15 protein-coding genes are annotated in these 15,925 nt (G+C 66.8%); 9 read left to right on the top strand and 6 right to left on the bottom strand.

Going from position 1 to position 15,925, the window contains the following annotated elements:
* The first annotated feature begins 94 nt into the window (after positions 1-94).
* On the top strand, positions 95-565 hold the full coding sequence (locus AC1DE3_RS09225; protein WP_441511303.1) for an aminoacyl-tRNA deacylase: 471 nt from the start codon (positions 95-97) through the stop codon (positions 563-565).
* Between the two features lie 213 nt (positions 566-778).
* Here AC1DE3_RS09225 and AC1DE3_RS09220 read toward each other — a convergent pair whose 3' ends face one another.
* Positions 779-1,870, bottom strand: coding sequence for a DUF2778 domain-containing protein (locus tag AC1DE3_RS09220; RefSeq protein ID WP_441511302.1), 1,092 nt, complete (start codon positions 1,868-1,870; stop codon positions 779-781).
* 139 nt (positions 1,871-2,009) lie between these two features.
* The gene (locus AC1DE3_RS09215) at positions 2,010-2,207 is read right to left on the bottom strand and encodes a hypothetical protein (RefSeq protein ID WP_476779688.1); all 198 of its coding nucleotides are present in this window, start codon (positions 2,205-2,207) and stop codon (positions 2,010-2,012) included.
* 121 nt (positions 2,208-2,328) lie between these two features.
* Here AC1DE3_RS09215 and AC1DE3_RS09210 point away from each other — a divergent pair, with 121 nt between their 5' ends.
* Positions 2,329-3,588, top strand: a complete 1,260-nt coding sequence (locus tag AC1DE3_RS09210) for an MFS transporter (RefSeq protein ID WP_441511301.1) — start codon at positions 2,329-2,331, stop codon at positions 3,586-3,588.
* Between the two features lie 101 nt (positions 3,589-3,689).
* Here the strand turns inward: AC1DE3_RS09210 and AC1DE3_RS09205 are convergent, their stop codons facing one another.
* Positions 3,690-6,014: a bifunctional salicylyl-CoA 5-hydroxylase/oxidoreductase gene (locus AC1DE3_RS09205; protein WP_476852321.1), complete on the bottom strand. Its 2,325-nt coding sequence runs from the start codon at positions 6,012-6,014 to the stop codon at positions 3,690-3,692.
* Between the two features lie 236 nt (positions 6,015-6,250).
* Here AC1DE3_RS09205 and AC1DE3_RS09200 point away from each other — a divergent pair, with 236 nt between their 5' ends.
* The 7 genes from AC1DE3_RS09200 to AC1DE3_RS09170 all read left to right on the top strand — a co-directional run bounded on the left by AC1DE3_RS09200 (position 6,251) and on the right by AC1DE3_RS09170 (position 12,466).
* The gene (locus AC1DE3_RS09200) at positions 6,251-7,006 is read left to right on the top strand and encodes an SDR family NAD(P)-dependent oxidoreductase (RefSeq protein WP_441511299.1); all 756 of its coding nucleotides are present in this window, start codon (positions 6,251-6,253) and stop codon (positions 7,004-7,006) included.
* Between the two features lies 1 nt (position 7,007).
* Positions 7,008-7,556, top strand: coding sequence for a MarR family winged helix-turn-helix transcriptional regulator (locus AC1DE3_RS09195; protein WP_441511298.1), 549 nt, complete (start codon positions 7,008-7,010; stop codon positions 7,554-7,556).
* A complete protein-coding gene (locus tag AC1DE3_RS09190; RefSeq protein WP_441511297.1) occupies positions 7,556-8,389 on the top strand; it encodes an enoyl-CoA hydratase family protein in 834 nt (277 codons plus the stop codon). Before AC1DE3_RS09195 ends, AC1DE3_RS09190 begins: the two co-directional genes overlap by 1 nt.
* 1 nt (position 8,390) lies before the next feature.
* Entirely contained in the window at positions 8,391-9,635 is a 1,245-nt protein-coding gene (locus tag AC1DE3_RS09185) for an acyl-CoA dehydrogenase family protein (RefSeq protein WP_441511296.1), read from the top strand.
* Positions 9,601-11,241 carry a benzoate-CoA ligase family protein gene (locus tag AC1DE3_RS09180; protein WP_476852320.1) on the top strand — a complete coding sequence of 547 codons (1,641 nt, stop codon included), beginning with the start codon at positions 9,601-9,603 and terminating at the stop codon, positions 11,239-11,241. The genes AC1DE3_RS09185 and AC1DE3_RS09180 overlap by 35 nt, the downstream gene beginning before the upstream one ends.
* Before the next feature lie 47 nt (positions 11,242-11,288).
* Positions 11,289-11,696 (top strand): RidA family protein, encoded by a 408-nt coding sequence (locus AC1DE3_RS09175; protein WP_441511294.1) that lies wholly within the window; start codon positions 11,289-11,291, stop codon positions 11,694-11,696.
* A 137-nt stretch (positions 11,697-11,833) separates the two neighbouring features.
* Positions 11,834-12,466, top strand: a complete 633-nt coding sequence (locus tag AC1DE3_RS09170; protein WP_441511293.1) for an EF-hand domain-containing protein — start codon at positions 11,834-11,836, stop codon at positions 12,464-12,466.
* Between the two features lie 77 nt (positions 12,467-12,543).
* On the opposite strand, the gene AC1DE3_RS09165 is transcribed toward AC1DE3_RS09170, so the two are convergent.
* From AC1DE3_RS09165 to AC1DE3_RS09155, 3 genes are read right to left on the bottom strand one after another with little or no spacing between them, the layout of a single operon-like run.
* The gene (locus AC1DE3_RS09165) at positions 12,544-14,199 is read right to left on the bottom strand and encodes a sulfate adenylyltransferase subunit 1 (protein WP_476779685.1); all 1,656 of its coding nucleotides are present in this window, start codon (positions 14,197-14,199) and stop codon (positions 12,544-12,546) included.
* Positions 14,199-15,101, bottom strand: a complete 903-nt coding sequence (cysD, locus tag AC1DE3_RS09160) for a sulfate adenylyltransferase subunit CysD (protein ID WP_441511291.1) — start codon at positions 15,099-15,101, stop codon at positions 14,199-14,201. Before cysD ends, AC1DE3_RS09165 begins: the two co-directional genes overlap by 1 nt.
* Positions 15,098-15,868 (bottom strand): phosphoadenylyl-sulfate reductase, encoded by a 771-nt coding sequence (locus tag AC1DE3_RS09155; RefSeq protein WP_441511532.1) that lies wholly within the window; start codon positions 15,866-15,868, stop codon positions 15,098-15,100. The genes cysD and AC1DE3_RS09155 overlap by 4 nt, the downstream gene beginning before the upstream one ends.
* Positions 15,869-15,925 lie beyond the last annotated feature (57 nt).

Here is a 15,925-nt window from a genome sequence, read left to right as displayed (position 1 = left end):
CCCCCGCTCGGCCCTGCTCCGCCGTTGACTTCGTCAGCGATGGGAGGAGGATACCCGCTCTGATGCGTCACCACGCAAGAGAGGGGCGCCGATCATGACCATCGCCAAAAAGCTCCAGAGCTATATCGACGGCAAAGGCATCGCCTACGACACCGTCGCCCATAATCGCACTGCCACCAGCAGCCAGGCTGCGCAGGCGGCCCATATTCCGGGCAGCAAGCTGGCCAAATCGGTCGTCGTCCATCACGAGACCGGCTATGTGCTCGCCGTCGTGCCGAGCACGCACCGGATCGAGCTTTCGCGCTTGCAGGATATGATGGAAAAACGGCTCGGCCTCGCCTCCGAGGATGAGATCGGCTCGCTCTTCTTCGATTGCGATATCGGCGCCGTTCCGCCGGTCGGATCGGCCTATGACGTGCCTGTGATTCTCGACAAGAGCCTCGGCGACGCCAAGGAGGTCTATTTCGAAGGTGGCGACCACCGGACGCTGGTGCATGTCAGCGGTGCCGACTTCCTCAACCTGATGAAGGATGCGCGGGTCGCGAGCTTCAGCCACCCGTCCTAGAGCATTGCGCGAAAAGATGGGCACCGGTTTTCGCAGGAGCGATGCTCTAAACCATTGGAAGCGATCGCGCTCTTCGCATTCTGACGGTGCCGTCAGAATGCGACGCGATCTGGCCGGGTCATCGGCGGCACGGCGTGAGACCAGCGCCTCCGGCATTCGGTGTGGTGAAAACTCAAGATCTGGGCCGGCCGTGGACGCGCCGAGCCGGCATTTTCAGAGGCTCGCCACCACCACGATGCGCCTCACCTCGCCGCGCAGGAAAGCCTGCAGGAAGCGCTCGTAATCCTTGAAGGAAATGCAGCCGTTCGAGTCGCCGCGCGGCCCGAGCAGATAGGTGTGGGCGAGCAGCCCGGCGCGGCCATGGATGGCGCCGCTGCCGCCGACTGGGTTCAGGCGGATGGCGCGCACGCCGTGGAAAAGCGCCTCGCGCTCGGTCAGCGTATAGGTATGCGGCGGGGTCACGCCCTTCATCCGGACATGGGCATAGCGCGCATCGTCCATCATCTCGCCCAGGCCGGAATGGGCCTCGAGCCGCTCGCCATTGGGCATGTAGACCATCTTGGCGTTGATATCGTAGATCGCGGTGCCGGCCTCGGCGGTACGCGGCGGCGTGCCGGTGGAAGGGCTCAGCCGGGCGACGCGGCCACGATCGATGACATCGTCCTGCGGCGCGGCATAGGCGAGCGCCGTGCCTGCCGGCTGCTTCTGCACACCGAAGAGCTTTTCGAAGAAGCTGCGGTTATCTTCCGGCGTCGGCGCGGCAGCCGCCGTGCGGTTGCGGCGTGACGGGGTCGGCTGCGCGACGCGCGGCTGGAGCTGCTGCGGCTGCTGGGGATCGGCCTTCGGAAGCAGATCGAGCGGCCGCGGCACCGGCATCGGCATCGCCTTCTCGGCCAGCGTGACCGGCGGCTGCGGCCGCAAGGGCAAGGCGGGCTCGGTGGCAGGAGCGGCTGCGGCAATCGAGGATGCCGGCGGAACCGGGCCAGCGGGCTGGAAGGCGGACCGGGCCGGAGCGCCCGGTGCGAAGGACGCGGCCTTGCCACCGGACAATGCCGGATCGAGCAGGCCGCCATAGGCCGGGACCGGCTGCGGCGCGGCGCGGCCCGCGGACGCCTTGCGGCCGGCGGCTGGTGAGGTGTCGGCAGTGTCGGGCGCCGGTGCGCCCTGCCCCAGCATCCAGAAGCCGGACATCGCGCCACAGCTCAGCGCGGCGGCGAGGAAGAACCCTTTCAGCAAAGGCCTGCGGCGTCGGCGGGAGCGCACATAGGGTGCACCGCCTTCCCGCACATAGGTCGCATAGGTCATCCGCCGCACTCTCGATACGCTTACGCCACGCCCGGCGGCGGACACGGCTTCGCCGTTCGCGCCCCAGCCGAGAGAGGCGCGATACACGTCGCGTAGTGACCGAGAATGCCGGGAGAACCCAAACTTCGTTCTGCTTCGATTAGGCGCTGTGTTGGTTAATCGCCGGTGAACCGCATCGATAATTTTTGCGGATGAGGAAGCTGCGGATTACGGCAAGCAGCAGCACCGCAAGACGATGCAAAGGCGGCGCGATCAAGGCCTGCCGATGGAGAAACGGAGACGGAGATTTTTCTCTGCCCGCCGCGATTGGCCCATCTTTTTCGGGCAAGGCTGGCATGTCAGCCCATTTCTCCCCACCCGGCGCTCGAATCGGATATGTCGCAAGCATCGCAACCGCAGGGCTTGTCGCCTCGAGAATCTCAGGCCTTCATGGCGGCTGCGCAGGGGGCGGGACCAACGTGACCAAAGCAGCCACCGAGCCGAGGACGAGCTCTGTCGCAGCGCTGGGGGCCATCGTTAGCGGCGCGCTCATCCTTCAGATCGCCGCCACGATCGTGAACACCGTCGTGCCGCTGAAGATGGCGCTGGAGCAGAAGGCGCCGCTGCTGATCGGCCTCGTCGGCTCGGCCTATTCCGTCGGCTTCCTGGCCGGCTGCTTCGTGATCCCCGCCTTCATCCGCCGCGTGGGGCATATCCGCGCCTTCGCCGTCTTCGCGGCCTTGCAGGCGGTCCTGACGTTGAGCTTCTCGGCGACGCCGCTCGACATCTGGGGCATCTCGCGGCTGGGCATGGGCTTCGCCGGCGCCGGCCACGCCATCTGCATCGAGAGCTGGATCAGCGGGCAGGCCAAAGCAGGCCAGCGCGGCCGCATCTTCGGCTTCTACCAGATCCTCAACCGCCTCGCCCTGATCGGCTCGCAGATCGGTGTCGGCTACGTCTCGCTGCAATCGAACAACATCTTCCTGCTCGCCAGCGCCGCCTTCTCGATCGCGCTGATCCCCGTCGGCATGACCAAGGCCAAGGGACCGGAATCGGGCGAGGTCGTCTCGGTTCGCCTCAACACGATCTGGCAATATGCGCCGGCCTCGGTCATCGGCTGCCTGTATGTCGGCCTGATGGGTGGCGCGCTCACCAATGTGGCGCCGGCCTACGGCATCCTGATCGGGCTCGACCAGGCCTGGGCGATCTTGCTCACCGCCGGCATCCAGATCGGCGCGCTCGTGCTGCAATGGCCGCTCGGGCTGCTGGCGGACCGCGTCGAGAGCCGCATCATCATGCTGAGCGCCACGCTTTCGGTGGTGATCTGCTCGCTGGCGCTGGGCGCGGTGTTCTGGTTCGCCCTGCCCCATGCCCGGTTCTGGCTCTTCGGCCTGTTCGCGCTGATTGGCGCCGGCTCGATGCCGATCTACACGGTGGCCGTCGCTCATGCCTATTTCCGGCTCGGGCGCGAACGGGCGCTCGGCCTCTCGGCGCAGCTCCTGTTCCTCTGGGCGACGGGCTCGGCCATCGGCCCGCTGGTCTCGACGGCTTTCATGCAGGCCATCGGACCGAACGGGCTGCTGGCCTATCTCGGGCTGCTCTCGGCGGCGGCCGCCGCCTATCTCGCCTTCCGCCTGCGGCGCAATCCACCTTCGGCCAATCCCTTCGGGGAGCGCCCAGCGACGGCGCCGACCATTCCCGACGTCTCGCCCTCCGGCCGCTCGCAGGGCGGCAAGTAGGACGGCGTTCCAGAGCCTCGGTGAAACGCGGGTCATCCCGGCCGCAGCGAAGCGGAGAGCCGGGATGGCTCGGCATTTTCTGGGGAGAGGCGGAGCGAACGCTACGCCTGGACAGCGTGGCGGCTCGGCTTGGCCTTCAGCTTGAGTTCCTGCAGCTCCTCGCGCTCGCGCGGGGTGTTGCGCATCAGTTGGTCCTTGCCGGGCTGGTACTGCACCGGCTGGGCGACATCGACGCCGTACCAGGCGGCCGCGCGCAGCACGAATGACGGATCGGCGAGGTGTGGGCGCCCAAGCGCGACGAGATCGGCGCGGCCGGCAGCGATGATGGTGTTGACCTGATCGGCCGTGGTGATGTTGCCGACGCACATGGTCGCAACCTCGGCCTCGTTGCGGATGCGGTCGGAGAACGGCGTCTGGAACATGCGGCCGTAGATGGGGCGCGATTCCCTGGCGGTCTGGCCGGTCGAGACGTCGACGAGATCGCAGCCCTCGGCGGCGAAAGCCTCGGCGATCGCGACGGAATCTGCGGCCGAGAGACCGCCTTCCGCCCAGTCGGTCGCCGAGATTCGCACAGACATCGGCTTCTCGCGCGGCCAAGCTTCGCGCAGCGCCCGGAAGACTTCCAGCGGATAACGCAAACGGTTCTCGACCGATCCGCCATATTCGTCCGTGCGCTTGTTGGTCAGCGGCGAAAGAAAGCTCGCCAGCAGATAGCCATGGGCACAGTGCAGTTCCAGCATGTCGAAGCCGATACGCTCGCCGCGCTCGGCAGCGGAAACGAATTCGGCGGTCACCCTGTCCATGTCGACGCGCGTCATCTCGCGCGGCACCTGGCTCTCCGGGTAGTAGGGCAAGGCTGAGGCTGAGACGATCGGCCAGGCGCCCTCAGGCAGCGGGCGGTCCATGCCCTCCCACATCAGCTTGGTCGCGCCTTTCCGCCCGGCATGGCCGAGCTGGAGGCAGATTTTCGCCGCCGAATGGCCGTGAACGAAATCGACGATCCGCTTCCAGGCAGCTTCCTGGGCGTCATTCCAGAGGCCGGTGCAGCCGGGGGTGATGCGGGCATCCGGCGCGACGCAGGTCATCTCGGTGAAGATCAGCCCCGGGCCGCCGATGGCGCGCGAGCCGTAATGCATCAGGTGCCAATCGGTCGGCAGGCCCTCCTCGGCGGAATACTGGCACATCGGCGAGACGGTCATGCGGTTCTCGACCTGCATCTCGCGCAGCTTGAAGGGCTGGAAGGCCGGCGGCACCGGCGAGCCGTCCTTGCGCCGCTTCGCCAGCGGCCCGAGCCCATCGGCGACGAGCGCGTCGACGGCCGCGACCATCTCCGGCGCGCGCAGCGCCAGATTGTCATAGGTAATCGCCTTTGAACGGGTCATCAGGCCGAAAGCGAAGCGCAGCGGCTCGAAATCCCAGAACCGCTTCAACTCCTCGAACCAGACCAGCGAGACATCGGCAGCGTGCTGGGTCTTCTCGACTTCCTCGCGGCGCTGCGTCTCGAACAGCTTCAGGCCGCCGGCGACATCGAGCTTCGCCTGCCCCATCGCCTTGTGCAGCGCGATGGCGTCTTCCATCGCCAGCTTGGTGCCGGAGCCGATCGAGAAATGCGCCGTTGCCTTGGCGTCGCCGATCAACACGACGTTCTCGACCACCCAGTTGCGACAGCGGATCATCGGGAAATTGCGCCAGAGCGAGCGGTTGGCGATGAGCTTGTGGCCCTGAAGCTCCTCGGCGAAGACACCTTCGAGGAAGGCGGCCGACTGCGCCTCATCCATGGCATCGAGCCCGGCCTTCTCGAAGGTCTCGGGGTCGGTCTCGAGCACCCAGGTCGAGCGCCCCGCCTCGTACTGGTAGCAATGGGCGATGAAGAGGCCGTGCTCGGTTTCCTTGAAGAAGAAGGTGAAGGCGTCGAAGGGGCGGGTCGAGCCCATCCAGGCGAATTTGTTGGGGCGCAGATCGGTTTCCGGCCGAAAGCGCTCGCGCCAGTTCTCGCGCAGGCGGCTGTTGACGCCGTCGGCGGCGACGACGAGGTCGTAATCGCGCCTCAACGCTTCGACATCGGCGATCTCGCTGGCGAAATGCAGGTTGACGCCGAGCTCGCGCGCCCGCGCCTGCACCAGCATCAGCAGAGAGCGGCGCGAGCAGCCGCAGAAGCCGTTGCCGGGCACGCGGTAGCTGTCGCCCTTGAAGTGGATCTCGATGTCGTCCCAATAGGCGAAGTTGTCGCGGATCGCGGCATAGCTCTTCACATCCGCCGTCTTGAAGGTGTCGAGCGTCTGGTCGGAGAAGACCACACCGAAGCCGAAGGTGTCGTCCGCCTGGTTGCGCTCGAAGACGTCGACCGCGATCTCCGGCCAATCCCGCTTCATCAGCAGCGCGAAATAGAGCCCCGCCGGCCCTCCGCCCACAACCGCGATACGCATCGACGCCTCCATCGGGGAACCGGCCGATCCGGTCTGGAAAATATTTTAAGCCTAAAATGATTTTGAACTCAAGGGGCTTCCACCCCCACCGCATCGAAAGCCGGCCATCACGGCCGCCTTTGTGATAAACGTTTGCAGCAGCGCGCAAAATCGATGTCGTGAAGGTAAGCCCCGCCGAGAGGGCTTGCAAATTCGTTGAGACTTAAAATATATTTGTTGCTGGAGGTCGAACGCTCATGGCTCTGCAAGGACGGCACGCGCTGGTGACGGGAGGCGGACGGGGCATCGGCCGCGCCATCGCTGCCGCACTGACGCAAGCGGGAGCGCAGGTCAGCATTCTCGGCCGTGACGAGGCCGCGCTGCGGGACGCTGTCACAGCCGGGGCCGCCGCCGATTTCGCCGCCTGCGACGTGCGCGACGAGGCTTCGGTCTCGGCCGCGCTCGACCGTCTTTCCAGCACACATGCCTTCGATATCGCGATCGCCAATGCCGGGGCGGTCGAGACCGGCCCGTTCATGCGCAGCGACAGCGAGCGCTTCCGCCGCATGGTCGAGATCAACCTGATCGGCACGGTCAACCTGTTCCATGCGGTCCTGCCCGGCATGCTGGAGCGCCATAGCGGCCGGCTGATCGCCATCGCCTCCACGGCAGGGCATCGCGGCTACGCCTATGTCAGCGCCTATGCCGCCGCAAAGCATGCGGTGATCGGCCTCACCAGATCGCTGGCCCTGGAAACCGCCCGCTCCGGCGTCACCGTCAATGCCGTCTGCCCTGCTTACGCCGATACCGACATGGTCGCGAGCGGGCTCGACACCATCGCGGCCAAGACCGGCAAAAGCCGCGAGCAGGCGCTGGCCGAAATGGTCAAGGACAATCCGCAGGGCCGCCTGATCGCGCCTGAAGAGGTCGCGGCCGCCGTACTCTATCTTTGCGGGCCGGGCAGCGATGCCGTCACCGGCCAGTCGCTCCTGATCAATGGCGGGGAGTTCTGAGATGGAGACGCCCTCCTCCGCACTCATGCTCGACCGCGAGACCAAGGCGAGCGAACGCCCCGGCGACCACAAGGACGAGCTGCGCCTGTGGCTGCGGATGCTGACCTGCTCGACCCTGATCGAGACGGAAATCCGCAACCGGCTGCGCGAGGAGTTCAAGACGACGCTGCCGCGCTTTGACCTGATGGCCCAGTTGGACAAGAGCGTGGTGGGGATGACCGTCGGCGAAGTCTCGCAGCGACTGATGGTCTCGAACGGCAACGTTACCGCCGTCGTCGCCGGCCTCGTCACGGACGGGCTCGTCGACAAGCGCGCGGCGCCGCAGGACCGGCGGGTGCAGATCCTCACCTTGACGGCGCAAGGGCGCAAGGCCTTCCGCGCCATGGCCGAGCGGCACGAAAGCTGGATCGCCGAGCTTTTCGCGGGGCTCGACCAGCCCGAGATCGGGCAGCTCTTCCGGCTGCTCGGAGAGACCAAGACCTCACTGCATCGCGCCATCGCCAGACGGGCGAAGGACGCAGCCGACGAGCCCGCGAAGGGAGACGCCTGATGACGATCGCCAACGCCACCACGCTGCCGCTGGCGGGCTTCACGCCCGAGCATTTCGCGTTTTCCGTCGCCGGCAAAGTCGCGACGGTGACGCTGAACCGGCCTGAGAAAAAGAATCCACTGACCTTCGCAAGCTACCGCGAACTCACGGATTTCTTCCTCGCCGCGCAGAAGGATGAAGGCGTCAAGGCGATCGTCGTGACCGGCGCCGGCGGCAATTTCTCCTCGGGCGGCGACGTCTTCGAGATCATCGGCCCGCTGGTCGCAATGGAGACCAAGGACCTGCTGAAGTTCACCCGGATGACGGGCGAGCTGGTCAAGGCAATGCGGGCCTGCCCGCAGCCGATCGTCGCGGCGATCGATGGCGTCTGCGCCGGGGCCGGCGCGATCGTGGCCATGGCTTCGGATCTCCGGCTCGGCACGGCCGGCAGCAAGATCGCCTTCCTGTTCAACCGCGTCGGCCTTGCCGGCTGCGACATGGGGGCCTGCGCGATGCTGCCGCGCATCATCGGCCAAGGCCGCGCCGCCGAGCTGCTCTACACCGGGCGAGTGCTCAAGGGGGAGGAAGCCGAGCGCTGGGGCTTCCTCAACCGGCTCTGCGCGCCGGACGCCGTGCTGGCCGATGCGCAAGAGCTCGCTACCGAGCTGGCTGATGGCCCGACCTTCGCCAACGCCATGACCAAGCGCATGCTCGAAATGGAATGGGCGATGTCGGTCGAGAGCGCGATCGAGGCCGAGGCCGTGGCGCAGGCTTTGTGCATGCAGACCGAGGATTTCGCCCGCGCCTATCACGCCTTCGCCGCGAAACAGAAGCCGGTGTTCGAGGGCAACTGACATGAGCGGCGCTCCTCGTCTCGGCCTCGACATCCTCGGCGACACGCTGGACTGGCCGTTCTTCGAGGAGCGTCACCGGACCTTCGCCGCCGAGCTTTCCGGGTGGGCCGATTCCTATCTCGCCGATCTGCCGCATGACGATGTCGACGAAGCCTGCCGGGCGCGCGTCGCGGCCTTGGGTGCGGCGGGCTTTCTGAAAGCCGTGGTGCCGGCCGCCTATGGTGGGCTTTCCGACAAGCTCGATGTCCGCACGCTCTGCCTTGCCCGCGAGATCCTGGCTGCTCATGACGGGCTCGCCGATTTCGCCTTCGCCATGCAGGGGCTCGGCACGGGCTCGATAAGCATCGCAGGCTCCGAGGCGATGAAGCAGCGCATCCTGCCGGATGTCGCGGCCGGCAAGCGCATCGCCGCCTTTGCTCTCTCCGAGAAGGAGGCCGGCTCGGATGTCGCCGCTATGGCGACGACCGCGGCGTCGGACGGCAATACCCATGTCCGCATCGACGGCGAGAAGAGCTGGATCTCCAACGGCGGCATCGCCGACCATTACGTCGTCTTCGCCCGCACGGGCGAGGCGCCCGGAGCGCGCGGGCTTTCCGCCTTCCTGGTCGAGGCCGACACGCCCGGCCTCACCATCGCGGAACGCATCGAGGTGATCGCGCCGCATCCGCTGGCGACGCTCCGCTTCGAGGGCTGCCGCGTGCCGCTCGAGAACCGCATCGGCGGGCCCGGCGACGGCTTCAAGGTCGCGATGGCGACGCTCGACATCTTCCGCTCGACGGTCGGTGCCGCCGCGCTCGGCTTCGCAAGACGCGCGCTGCACGAGACGCTGGCCCATGCCAATGGCCGCAAGCTCTTCGGCGGCACGCTCGGCGACCTCCAGCTCTCGCAGGCGGCGATCGCCGAGAGCGCAGCCGAGGTCGATGCCGCCGCCCTTCTCGTCTATCGCGCCGCCTGGACCAAAGACCAGGGCGCGGCCCGCGTCACCCGCGAAGCGGCGCTGGCGAAACTCGTCGCGACCGAGAACGCCCAGAGCGTGATCGACCGGGCCGTCCAGATCCATGGCGGACTCGGCGTCACCAAGGGCGTCAAGGTGGAGGAACTCTACAGGGAGATCAGGGCGCTGCGCATCTACGAGGGTGCCAGCGAGGTCCAGAAGGTCGTGATCGCGCGCGACCTCTTGAAAGCACATGCCGAAAAGGCAGGGGAACGAGATGACAGCAACCGGATTCGCGAGATCGGGGCATAAGGACAGCTTCGCGCGGGACAATCTGCCGCCGCGCGAAAGCTGGCCCGATCTGACACTGGAAGAGGCAGGGCTGAGCTACCCGGAGCGGCTGAACTGCGTCACCGAATTGCTCGACAAGCACATCGCGGAAGGCCGCGGTGGCCGCACAGCCGTGGTGGCGGCTGATCTGCACTGGAGCTATGCGGACCTCGCCGCGACGGTGAACCGCATCGCCAATGTGCTGACCCGCGATCTCGGCATGGTCAGCGGCAACCGCGTGCTGCTGCGCGCCGGCAATACGCCGATGATGGTCGCCGCCTATCTCGCCGTGATCAAAGCCGGGGGCGTCGCCGTCGCGACCATGCCGATGCTGCGGGCCGGCGAGCTCGCGTATCCCCTGCGCAAGGCGAAGATTGCGCTGGCGCTCTGCGACCACCGCCTCCCAGCCGAACTGGAAGCCGCGAAAGCGCAGGCGCCGGAGCTTGCCCGCATCGTCGCCTTCGGCTCGTCCGACAGCGAGCTCGAAGTCCTCATGGCGCGACCGGGCTACGAATATTTCGAGGCCGCCGACACCGCCCGCGACGATGTCTGCCTGATCGCCTTCACCTCCGGCACGACCGGCGAGCCGAAAGGCACGATGCATTTCCACCAGGACATGCTGGCGATCTGTGATGCCTATGGCGCGCGGGTGCTGAAGGCCTCTCCCGACGATCGCTTCACCGGCTCGCCGCCGCTCGCCTTCACCTTCGGGCTCGGCGGGCTTGTGCTCTTCCCGATGCGGATCGGCGTCGCGATGGTCCTGCCCGAGAAAGCTGGCCCGGCCGACCTGATCGACGCCATCGAGCGCTACAAGGTCAGTGTCGTCTTCACGGCCCCAACCGCCTATCGCGCCATCCTCGACAAGCTCGAGGGGCGCGATATTTCCTCGCTGCGCATCTGCGTCTCGGCCGGCGAGGCGCTCCCGAAGGCAACCTTCGACGCGTGGCAGGCGCGCACGGGGCTCGCGCTGCTCGACGGCATCGGGGCAACCGAGATGCTGCACATCTTCATCGGCGCCCCGCGCGACAAGATCCGGCCGGGCTCGACCGGCATTCCGGTGCCCGGCTACGAGGCGAAGATCGTCGACGCGGAAGGCCGCGAGGTGCCGGACGGGACACCGGGACGCCTCGCAGTACGCGGACCGACGGGCTGCCGCTATCTCGCCGACCCGAGGCAGGCGGTCTATGTGCTGAACGGCTGGAACATCACCGGCGACACCTATCTGCGCGATGCGGACGGCTATTTCTGGTACCAGGCCCGCTCCGACGACATGATCATCTCCGCCGGCTACAACATCGCCGGGCCGGAGGTGGAAGCCTGCCTGCTGACGCATGAGGCGGTGGCCGAATGCGGCGTGGTCGGCGCGCCCTGCCCCGAGCGCGGCCAGATCGTGAAGGCCTATGTGGTGCTGCGCGAGGGCGTCAAAGGCGACGAGGCCCTGGTCAAGACCTTGCAGGAGCATGTGAAGGCCAGTATCGCGCCCTACAAATATCCGCGCGCCATCGAATTCGTCGACGCCCTGCCGAAGACGGCGACCGGCAAGCTGCAACGCTTCGCCCTGCGCCAGATCGCGCGCGGCGAGACCTGACCCCTTCTCAAACCAGAGCCGAACGGCCGAAATCGAGGCGACAACCCATGTCCGAACTTCCGCAATCCCGCGCCATCCTGCCGGAAGGCTGGCCGCAGCCGCGCGGCTATGCCAACGGCATGGTCGCTGAGGGCCGCGTGCTGGTGACCGGCGGCCTCGTCGGTTGGAACCCGGAGGGCGTCTTCGCGCAAGGCTTCGTCGGTCAGCTCCGCCAGACCTTCCTCAATATCAAGGCGGTGGTCGAGGCCGGCGGCGCGCGCGTCGAGGACATCGTGCGCCTCACCTGGTACGTCACCGATGTCGCGACCTATCGCAGCAGCCTCAAGGAGATAGGGCCGGTCTATCGCGAAGTTTTCGGCCGGCACTTTCCGGCGATGGCGGTGGTCGCGGTGACGGCGCTGGTGGAGCCGGAGGCGCTGCTGGAGATCGAGGCGACGGCGGTCGTCGCACGCTGAGCCCGGCAGCGCGAGCAGCCGCATTCAATGGCTCGTGAAAATACCGGCACGCGGCACCGTTTATTAGGTGTTCACCAAGATTCCGGGCGGAGACTGCCGGGGCGTCGCAGGTCGCGACGTTCTTCCGGAGTATCTCCATGTCCAGTGTCAGCGGTGTGGGCGGTGGTTTCCGACCACACCATAAACCTCCCAGCTTCGACCAGATCGACAGCAACAGCGACGGCGGCATCAGCCTCGACGAATTCGAGAGCGCCGCTCCAAAGGGCGCCGACAGCGCCAAGAGCGAAGAGCTCTTCAAGAAGATCGACGCGGACGGCGACGGCTCGATCAGCAAAGCCGAGTCGGATGCGTTCAAGGAGAAGGCCAAGAAGGCCGACAGCCTGCTGCAGTCCTTTCTGTTCTCCCTCCAGGCCGACGGGTCTCAGAACGCCCAGGCAGCCTCGACCAGCGACGGCGTTTCGGCGTTCGGTCAGATCGACAGCGACGCCAATGGTGGGATCAGCAAGGACGAGTTCAGCGCGGCCTTCAAGGACGGTCGCCTGAACAGCGACCAATTGAACAAGCTCTTCAGCTCGCTCGACCAGAACGGCGACGGCTCGGTCTCGCAGGATGAGGTGAAGACCTTCCAGTCCTCGCTGCAACAGTCCGGCGAGAGGCATCGTCACCGGCCGCCGCCCGAAGCCTTCCAGAACGCTTCGCAGGCCTATGGCAGCTCCTCGCAGCTCTCGTCGCAGGCGACCACCGAAACGAACTACGCCAAGGCAGCGTGAGTTCTGCCAATCGGGTGCCGCGTCGTGGCAACCGCAACACTTTCGACGCCGACGGCAGAAGCCGCTGGCGCCGCTGCTCAGATCCCCGCCCCGTCCTGTAGGGTCCCGGCCGGCGCCTTCCGCCAGAGCCGCATATGCAGCGCGCGCAGCCCAGGCCGCAGCAGGATGTCGCCTAAGGCGAGCGCCAGCGAGGCCGGCGCATTCATCGTCAAGGCAAAAGCCGCCGCGAACAACCCGGCCGTGCTCAGGACCCGCCAGCTCACCGCGGCCAGCCAGGCCCGGCGATCCGGCGTGCCGCGCCGGCCGACGATGCGGATGACATTGCGCCGGAGCCGGGCCACCACGCCGCCTTCGCCGATCGCGCCCGGTTGCTTGGCGTCTCCGTCCGCCTCGACGAAGCCGAATGCGACGGTCTCGTTGCTGATCCGGTCGATCAGGATGAAGCCACCGAGTTCATGGCTCCGCACATAGGGCAGCGAGACCAGCGGCCTGTCGAGCCGGAGCGTGACCAGGCCGATGCCGTTCATGCGCAGGGCTTGTGCCGGCAGCGGCCGGAAGCCTTCGATATCGATGCTGTGGTGCAAGGTCTCGACCGTGGCGCTGGCACTTTGCGTCGCCAGCTTCAGCAGAAACTGGCCGCCCTCCAGCATCGCGCGCTCGCCCGTCCAGAGCAGCCGCGCCGTGAGCCCCCGGCTCACCGGCAGCTCGGTGTCCGCAGCGGCGATGACGTCGCCGCGCGAAACGTCGATGTCGTCTTCGAGGGTGATGGTCGCGGCCTGCCCGGCTGCGATCTGGCTCGCCTCGCCCGCAGCGCCGATCAGCCGCGCAATGCGACTGGTGCGTCCTGAGGGCAGCGCCACGACCGGATCGCCGACACGGGCGCGGCCCGCCACCGGCGTGCCGGCATAGCCGCGGAAATCGAGATCCGGGCGGTTGACCCACTGCACCGGCAGGACGAAGCCTTCGCTGCCGGGCGCCGCGCGCGTGATCGCAACGCTTTCGAGATAGGGCAACAGCGCCGGTCCGTCATACCAGGCCATGAGCGAGGAAGGCCGCATGACGTTCTCGCCGTCGCGGGCCGAGACCGGGATGAAGCTGATCGAGGCGAAGCCGAGGCTCTTCACCGCCGCACGGTAGTCGGCCGCGATCTTTGCGAAGACGGCCTCGTCATAGCCGACGAGGTCCATCTTGTTGATCGCGACCACGACATGGCGAACGCCGACCAGCGAAACGATGAAGGAGTGGCGGCGCGTTTGCGGCAGCAGGCCCTTGCGCGCGTCGACCAGGATGATGGCGAGGTCGGCGGTGGAGGCGCCCGTCGCCATGTTGCGGGTATATTGCTCGTGGCCGGGCGTGTCGGCGACGATGAAGCTGCGCGTCTCCGTCGCGAAATAGCGGTAGGCGACATCGATGGTGATGCCCTGCTCGCGCTCGGCCGAGAGACCATCGACGAGCAAGGCGAAATCAGGCTGCGTGCCTTGCGTGCCGAATTTGCGGGAATCGCTGTCGAGCGCGTCGAGCTGGTCGTCGAAGACCGCGCCCGCCTCGTAGAGCATGCGGCCGATCAGCGTCGACTTGCCGTCATCGACCGAGCCGCAAGTGATGAAGCGCAGCAGCGAATGCCGGCCGGTTTCGGAAGCGGCGGGCGCATCGTTGGCAGGGAGAAGGTTCTGGGCCGGCCTCAGTGCCTTCAGGTTCTTCTTGGCCAGATTCCTGGCGATGGCGAAGCCCATCAGAAATAGCCTTCCTGCTTCTTCTGCTCCATCGAACCCGAGCCGTCATGATCGATGACGCGGCCCTGCCGCTCGGAAGAACGAGAGGAGCGCATCTCGGCGATGATGTCGGTAAGGCTCGCCGCCTCGCTTTCGACCGCGCCGGTCAGCGGGTAGCAGCCGAGCGTGCGGAAGCGGACCATGCGGGTCTCGACCACCTCGCCGGGCCGCAGCGCCATGCGCTCGTCGTCGCGCATGATCCAGGCGCCGTCGCGCTGCACGACCGGGCGCGGCGCCGCGAAATAAAGCGGCACGACCGGGATGTTTTCCAGCGCGACGTAGTCCCAGATGTCCCGCTCGGTCCAGTTGGAGAGCGGGAAGACGCGGAAGCTCTCGCCCCGGTGCTTGCGTGTGTTGAAGAGCTGCCAGGGCTCGGGGCGCTGGTTTTTCGGATCCCAGCGATGCTCGGGGCTGCGCAGGGAGAAGACGCGTTCCTTGGCGCGGCTCTTCTCCTCGTCGCGGCGGGCGCCGCCGAAGGCCGCGTCGAATTTGTGCAGGTCGAGCGCCTGCTTCAACCCTTGCGTCTTCATGACGTCGGTATGAACGCGCGAACCGGAGGCGAAGGGGTTGACGCCGGCCTCGACGCCTTCCCGGTTGATATGAACGATGAGATCGAGCCCGAGCCGTGCCGCCGTCTCGTTGCGGAAGGCGATCATGTCGCGGAACTTCCAGGTCGTATCGACATGGAGCAGCGGGAAAGGCGGCTTGGCCGGGTAGAACGCCTTCATCGCCAGATGCAGCAGAACGGCGGAGTCCTTGCCGATCGAATAGAGCAGCACCGGCTTGTCGCAGGTCGCCGCGACCTCGCGGATGATGAAGATGGCCTCCGCCTCGAGCTTCTGGAGATGGCTGAGCTGAATCATGCGCGCGGCTCCACTGGCCGAATTTCTTGCGAAGGAGACTTAGCGCGCCCCAGCTTTCCGTCCGTTCCAACATGCAGGCCGCATTCCTTTGCGGCATCGTCCTCCCACCACCAGCGCCCGGCCCGCTCAGCCTCGCCGGGGCGGATGGCACGGGTGCAGGGCTGGCAGCCGATCGAGACGAAGCCCTGCGCATGCAGCTGGTTGATCGGGACATCGTTGGCTTCGGCAAAAGCAAGCGTGCGCTCGCGCGTCCAGTCGATCAGCGGACTCGCCTTGACGAGGCCGCGCGCCGCATCGGCCTCCGCGAACGGAACCGCGCCGCGCGCCGCCGACTGGTCGGCGCGCAGACCGGTCAGCCAGATATCGGCCCCGGCGAGCGCCCGGCCGAGCGGCTCGACCTTGCGGATGTCGCAGCAGGATTTGCGGGCGTCGCGCGAAGCGTAGAAACCGTTGATGCCGTTCTGGCGGACATAGAGCTCGACCGCCTCGTGGCGCGGAAAATAGGGGCGGATCAGGATGCCGTAGCGCTCCTCGGTCTGCTGCCAGAGCGCATAGACCGCGGGGAACAGCCGGCCGGTATCGAGCGTGGCGAAGATCACCGGCAGCTTCGCCATGGCGAGGAAATGAGTCAGCACCTGATCTTCGAGGCCGAAGGAGGTGGTGAAGACCACAGGCCCCTTTGCCGCCGCAGCAACCCTGGCGAGGCGAGCCGAAATGTCGACGGAACCGAGCGCCGCATTCAACACTGCGGCACGGTGCGGCAACATTTCGACCGCCCCCTCATCCGCTGCCGCTTCGATTGCTGTCGCCTCGTCCTGGCCAGG

It is taken from the genome of Allobosea sp. 10L417 (assembly GCF_056395485.1).
Note: the sequence above shows the minus strand (reverse complement) of the source record. Positions and strands in the feature narration are given on the sequence as shown.

Coding starts and splice junctions, on each gene's coding strand:
- cysD (WP_441511291.1), bottom strand. CDS start 15,101: ATGATTCAGCTCAGCCATCTCCAGAAGCTCGAGGCGGAGGCCATCTTC.
- AC1DE3_RS09175 (WP_441511294.1), top strand. CDS start 11,289: ATGTCCGAACTTCCGCAATCCCGCGCCATCCTGCCGGAAGGCTGGCCG.
- AC1DE3_RS09170 (WP_441511293.1), top strand. CDS start 11,834: ATGTCCAGTGTCAGCGGTGTGGGCGGTGGTTTCCGACCACACCATAAA.
- AC1DE3_RS09205 (WP_476852321.1), bottom strand. CDS start 6,014: ATGCGTATCGCGGTTGTGGGCGGAGGGCCGGCGGGGCTCTATTTCGCG.
- AC1DE3_RS09195 (WP_441511298.1), top strand. CDS start 7,008: ATGGAGACGCCCTCCTCCGCACTCATGCTCGACCGCGAGACCAAGGCG.
- AC1DE3_RS09220 (WP_441511302.1), bottom strand. CDS start 1,870: ATGACCTATGCGACCTATGTGCGGGAAGGCGGTGCACCCTATGTGCGC.
- AC1DE3_RS09180 (WP_476852320.1), top strand. CDS start 9,601: ATGACAGCAACCGGATTCGCGAGATCGGGGCATAAGGACAGCTTCGCG.
- AC1DE3_RS09155 (WP_441511532.1), bottom strand. CDS start 15,868: ATGTTGCCGCACCGTGCCGCAGTGTTGAATGCGGCGCTCGGTTCCGTC.
- AC1DE3_RS09165 (WP_476779685.1), bottom strand. CDS start 14,199: ATGGGCTTCGCCATCGCCAGGAATCTGGCCAAGAAGAACCTGAAGGCA.
- AC1DE3_RS09215 (WP_476779688.1), bottom strand. CDS start 2,207: ATGCCAGCCTTGCCCGAAAAAGATGGGCCAATCGCGGCGGGCAGAGAA.
- AC1DE3_RS09185 (WP_441511296.1), top strand. CDS start 8,391: ATGAGCGGCGCTCCTCGTCTCGGCCTCGACATCCTCGGCGACACGCTG.
- AC1DE3_RS09225 (WP_441511303.1), top strand. CDS start 95: ATGACCATCGCCAAAAAGCTCCAGAGCTATATCGACGGCAAAGGCATC.
- AC1DE3_RS09200 (WP_441511299.1), top strand. CDS start 6,251: ATGGCTCTGCAAGGACGGCACGCGCTGGTGACGGGAGGCGGACGGGGC.
- AC1DE3_RS09190 (WP_441511297.1), top strand. CDS start 7,556: ATGACGATCGCCAACGCCACCACGCTGCCGCTGGCGGGCTTCACGCCC.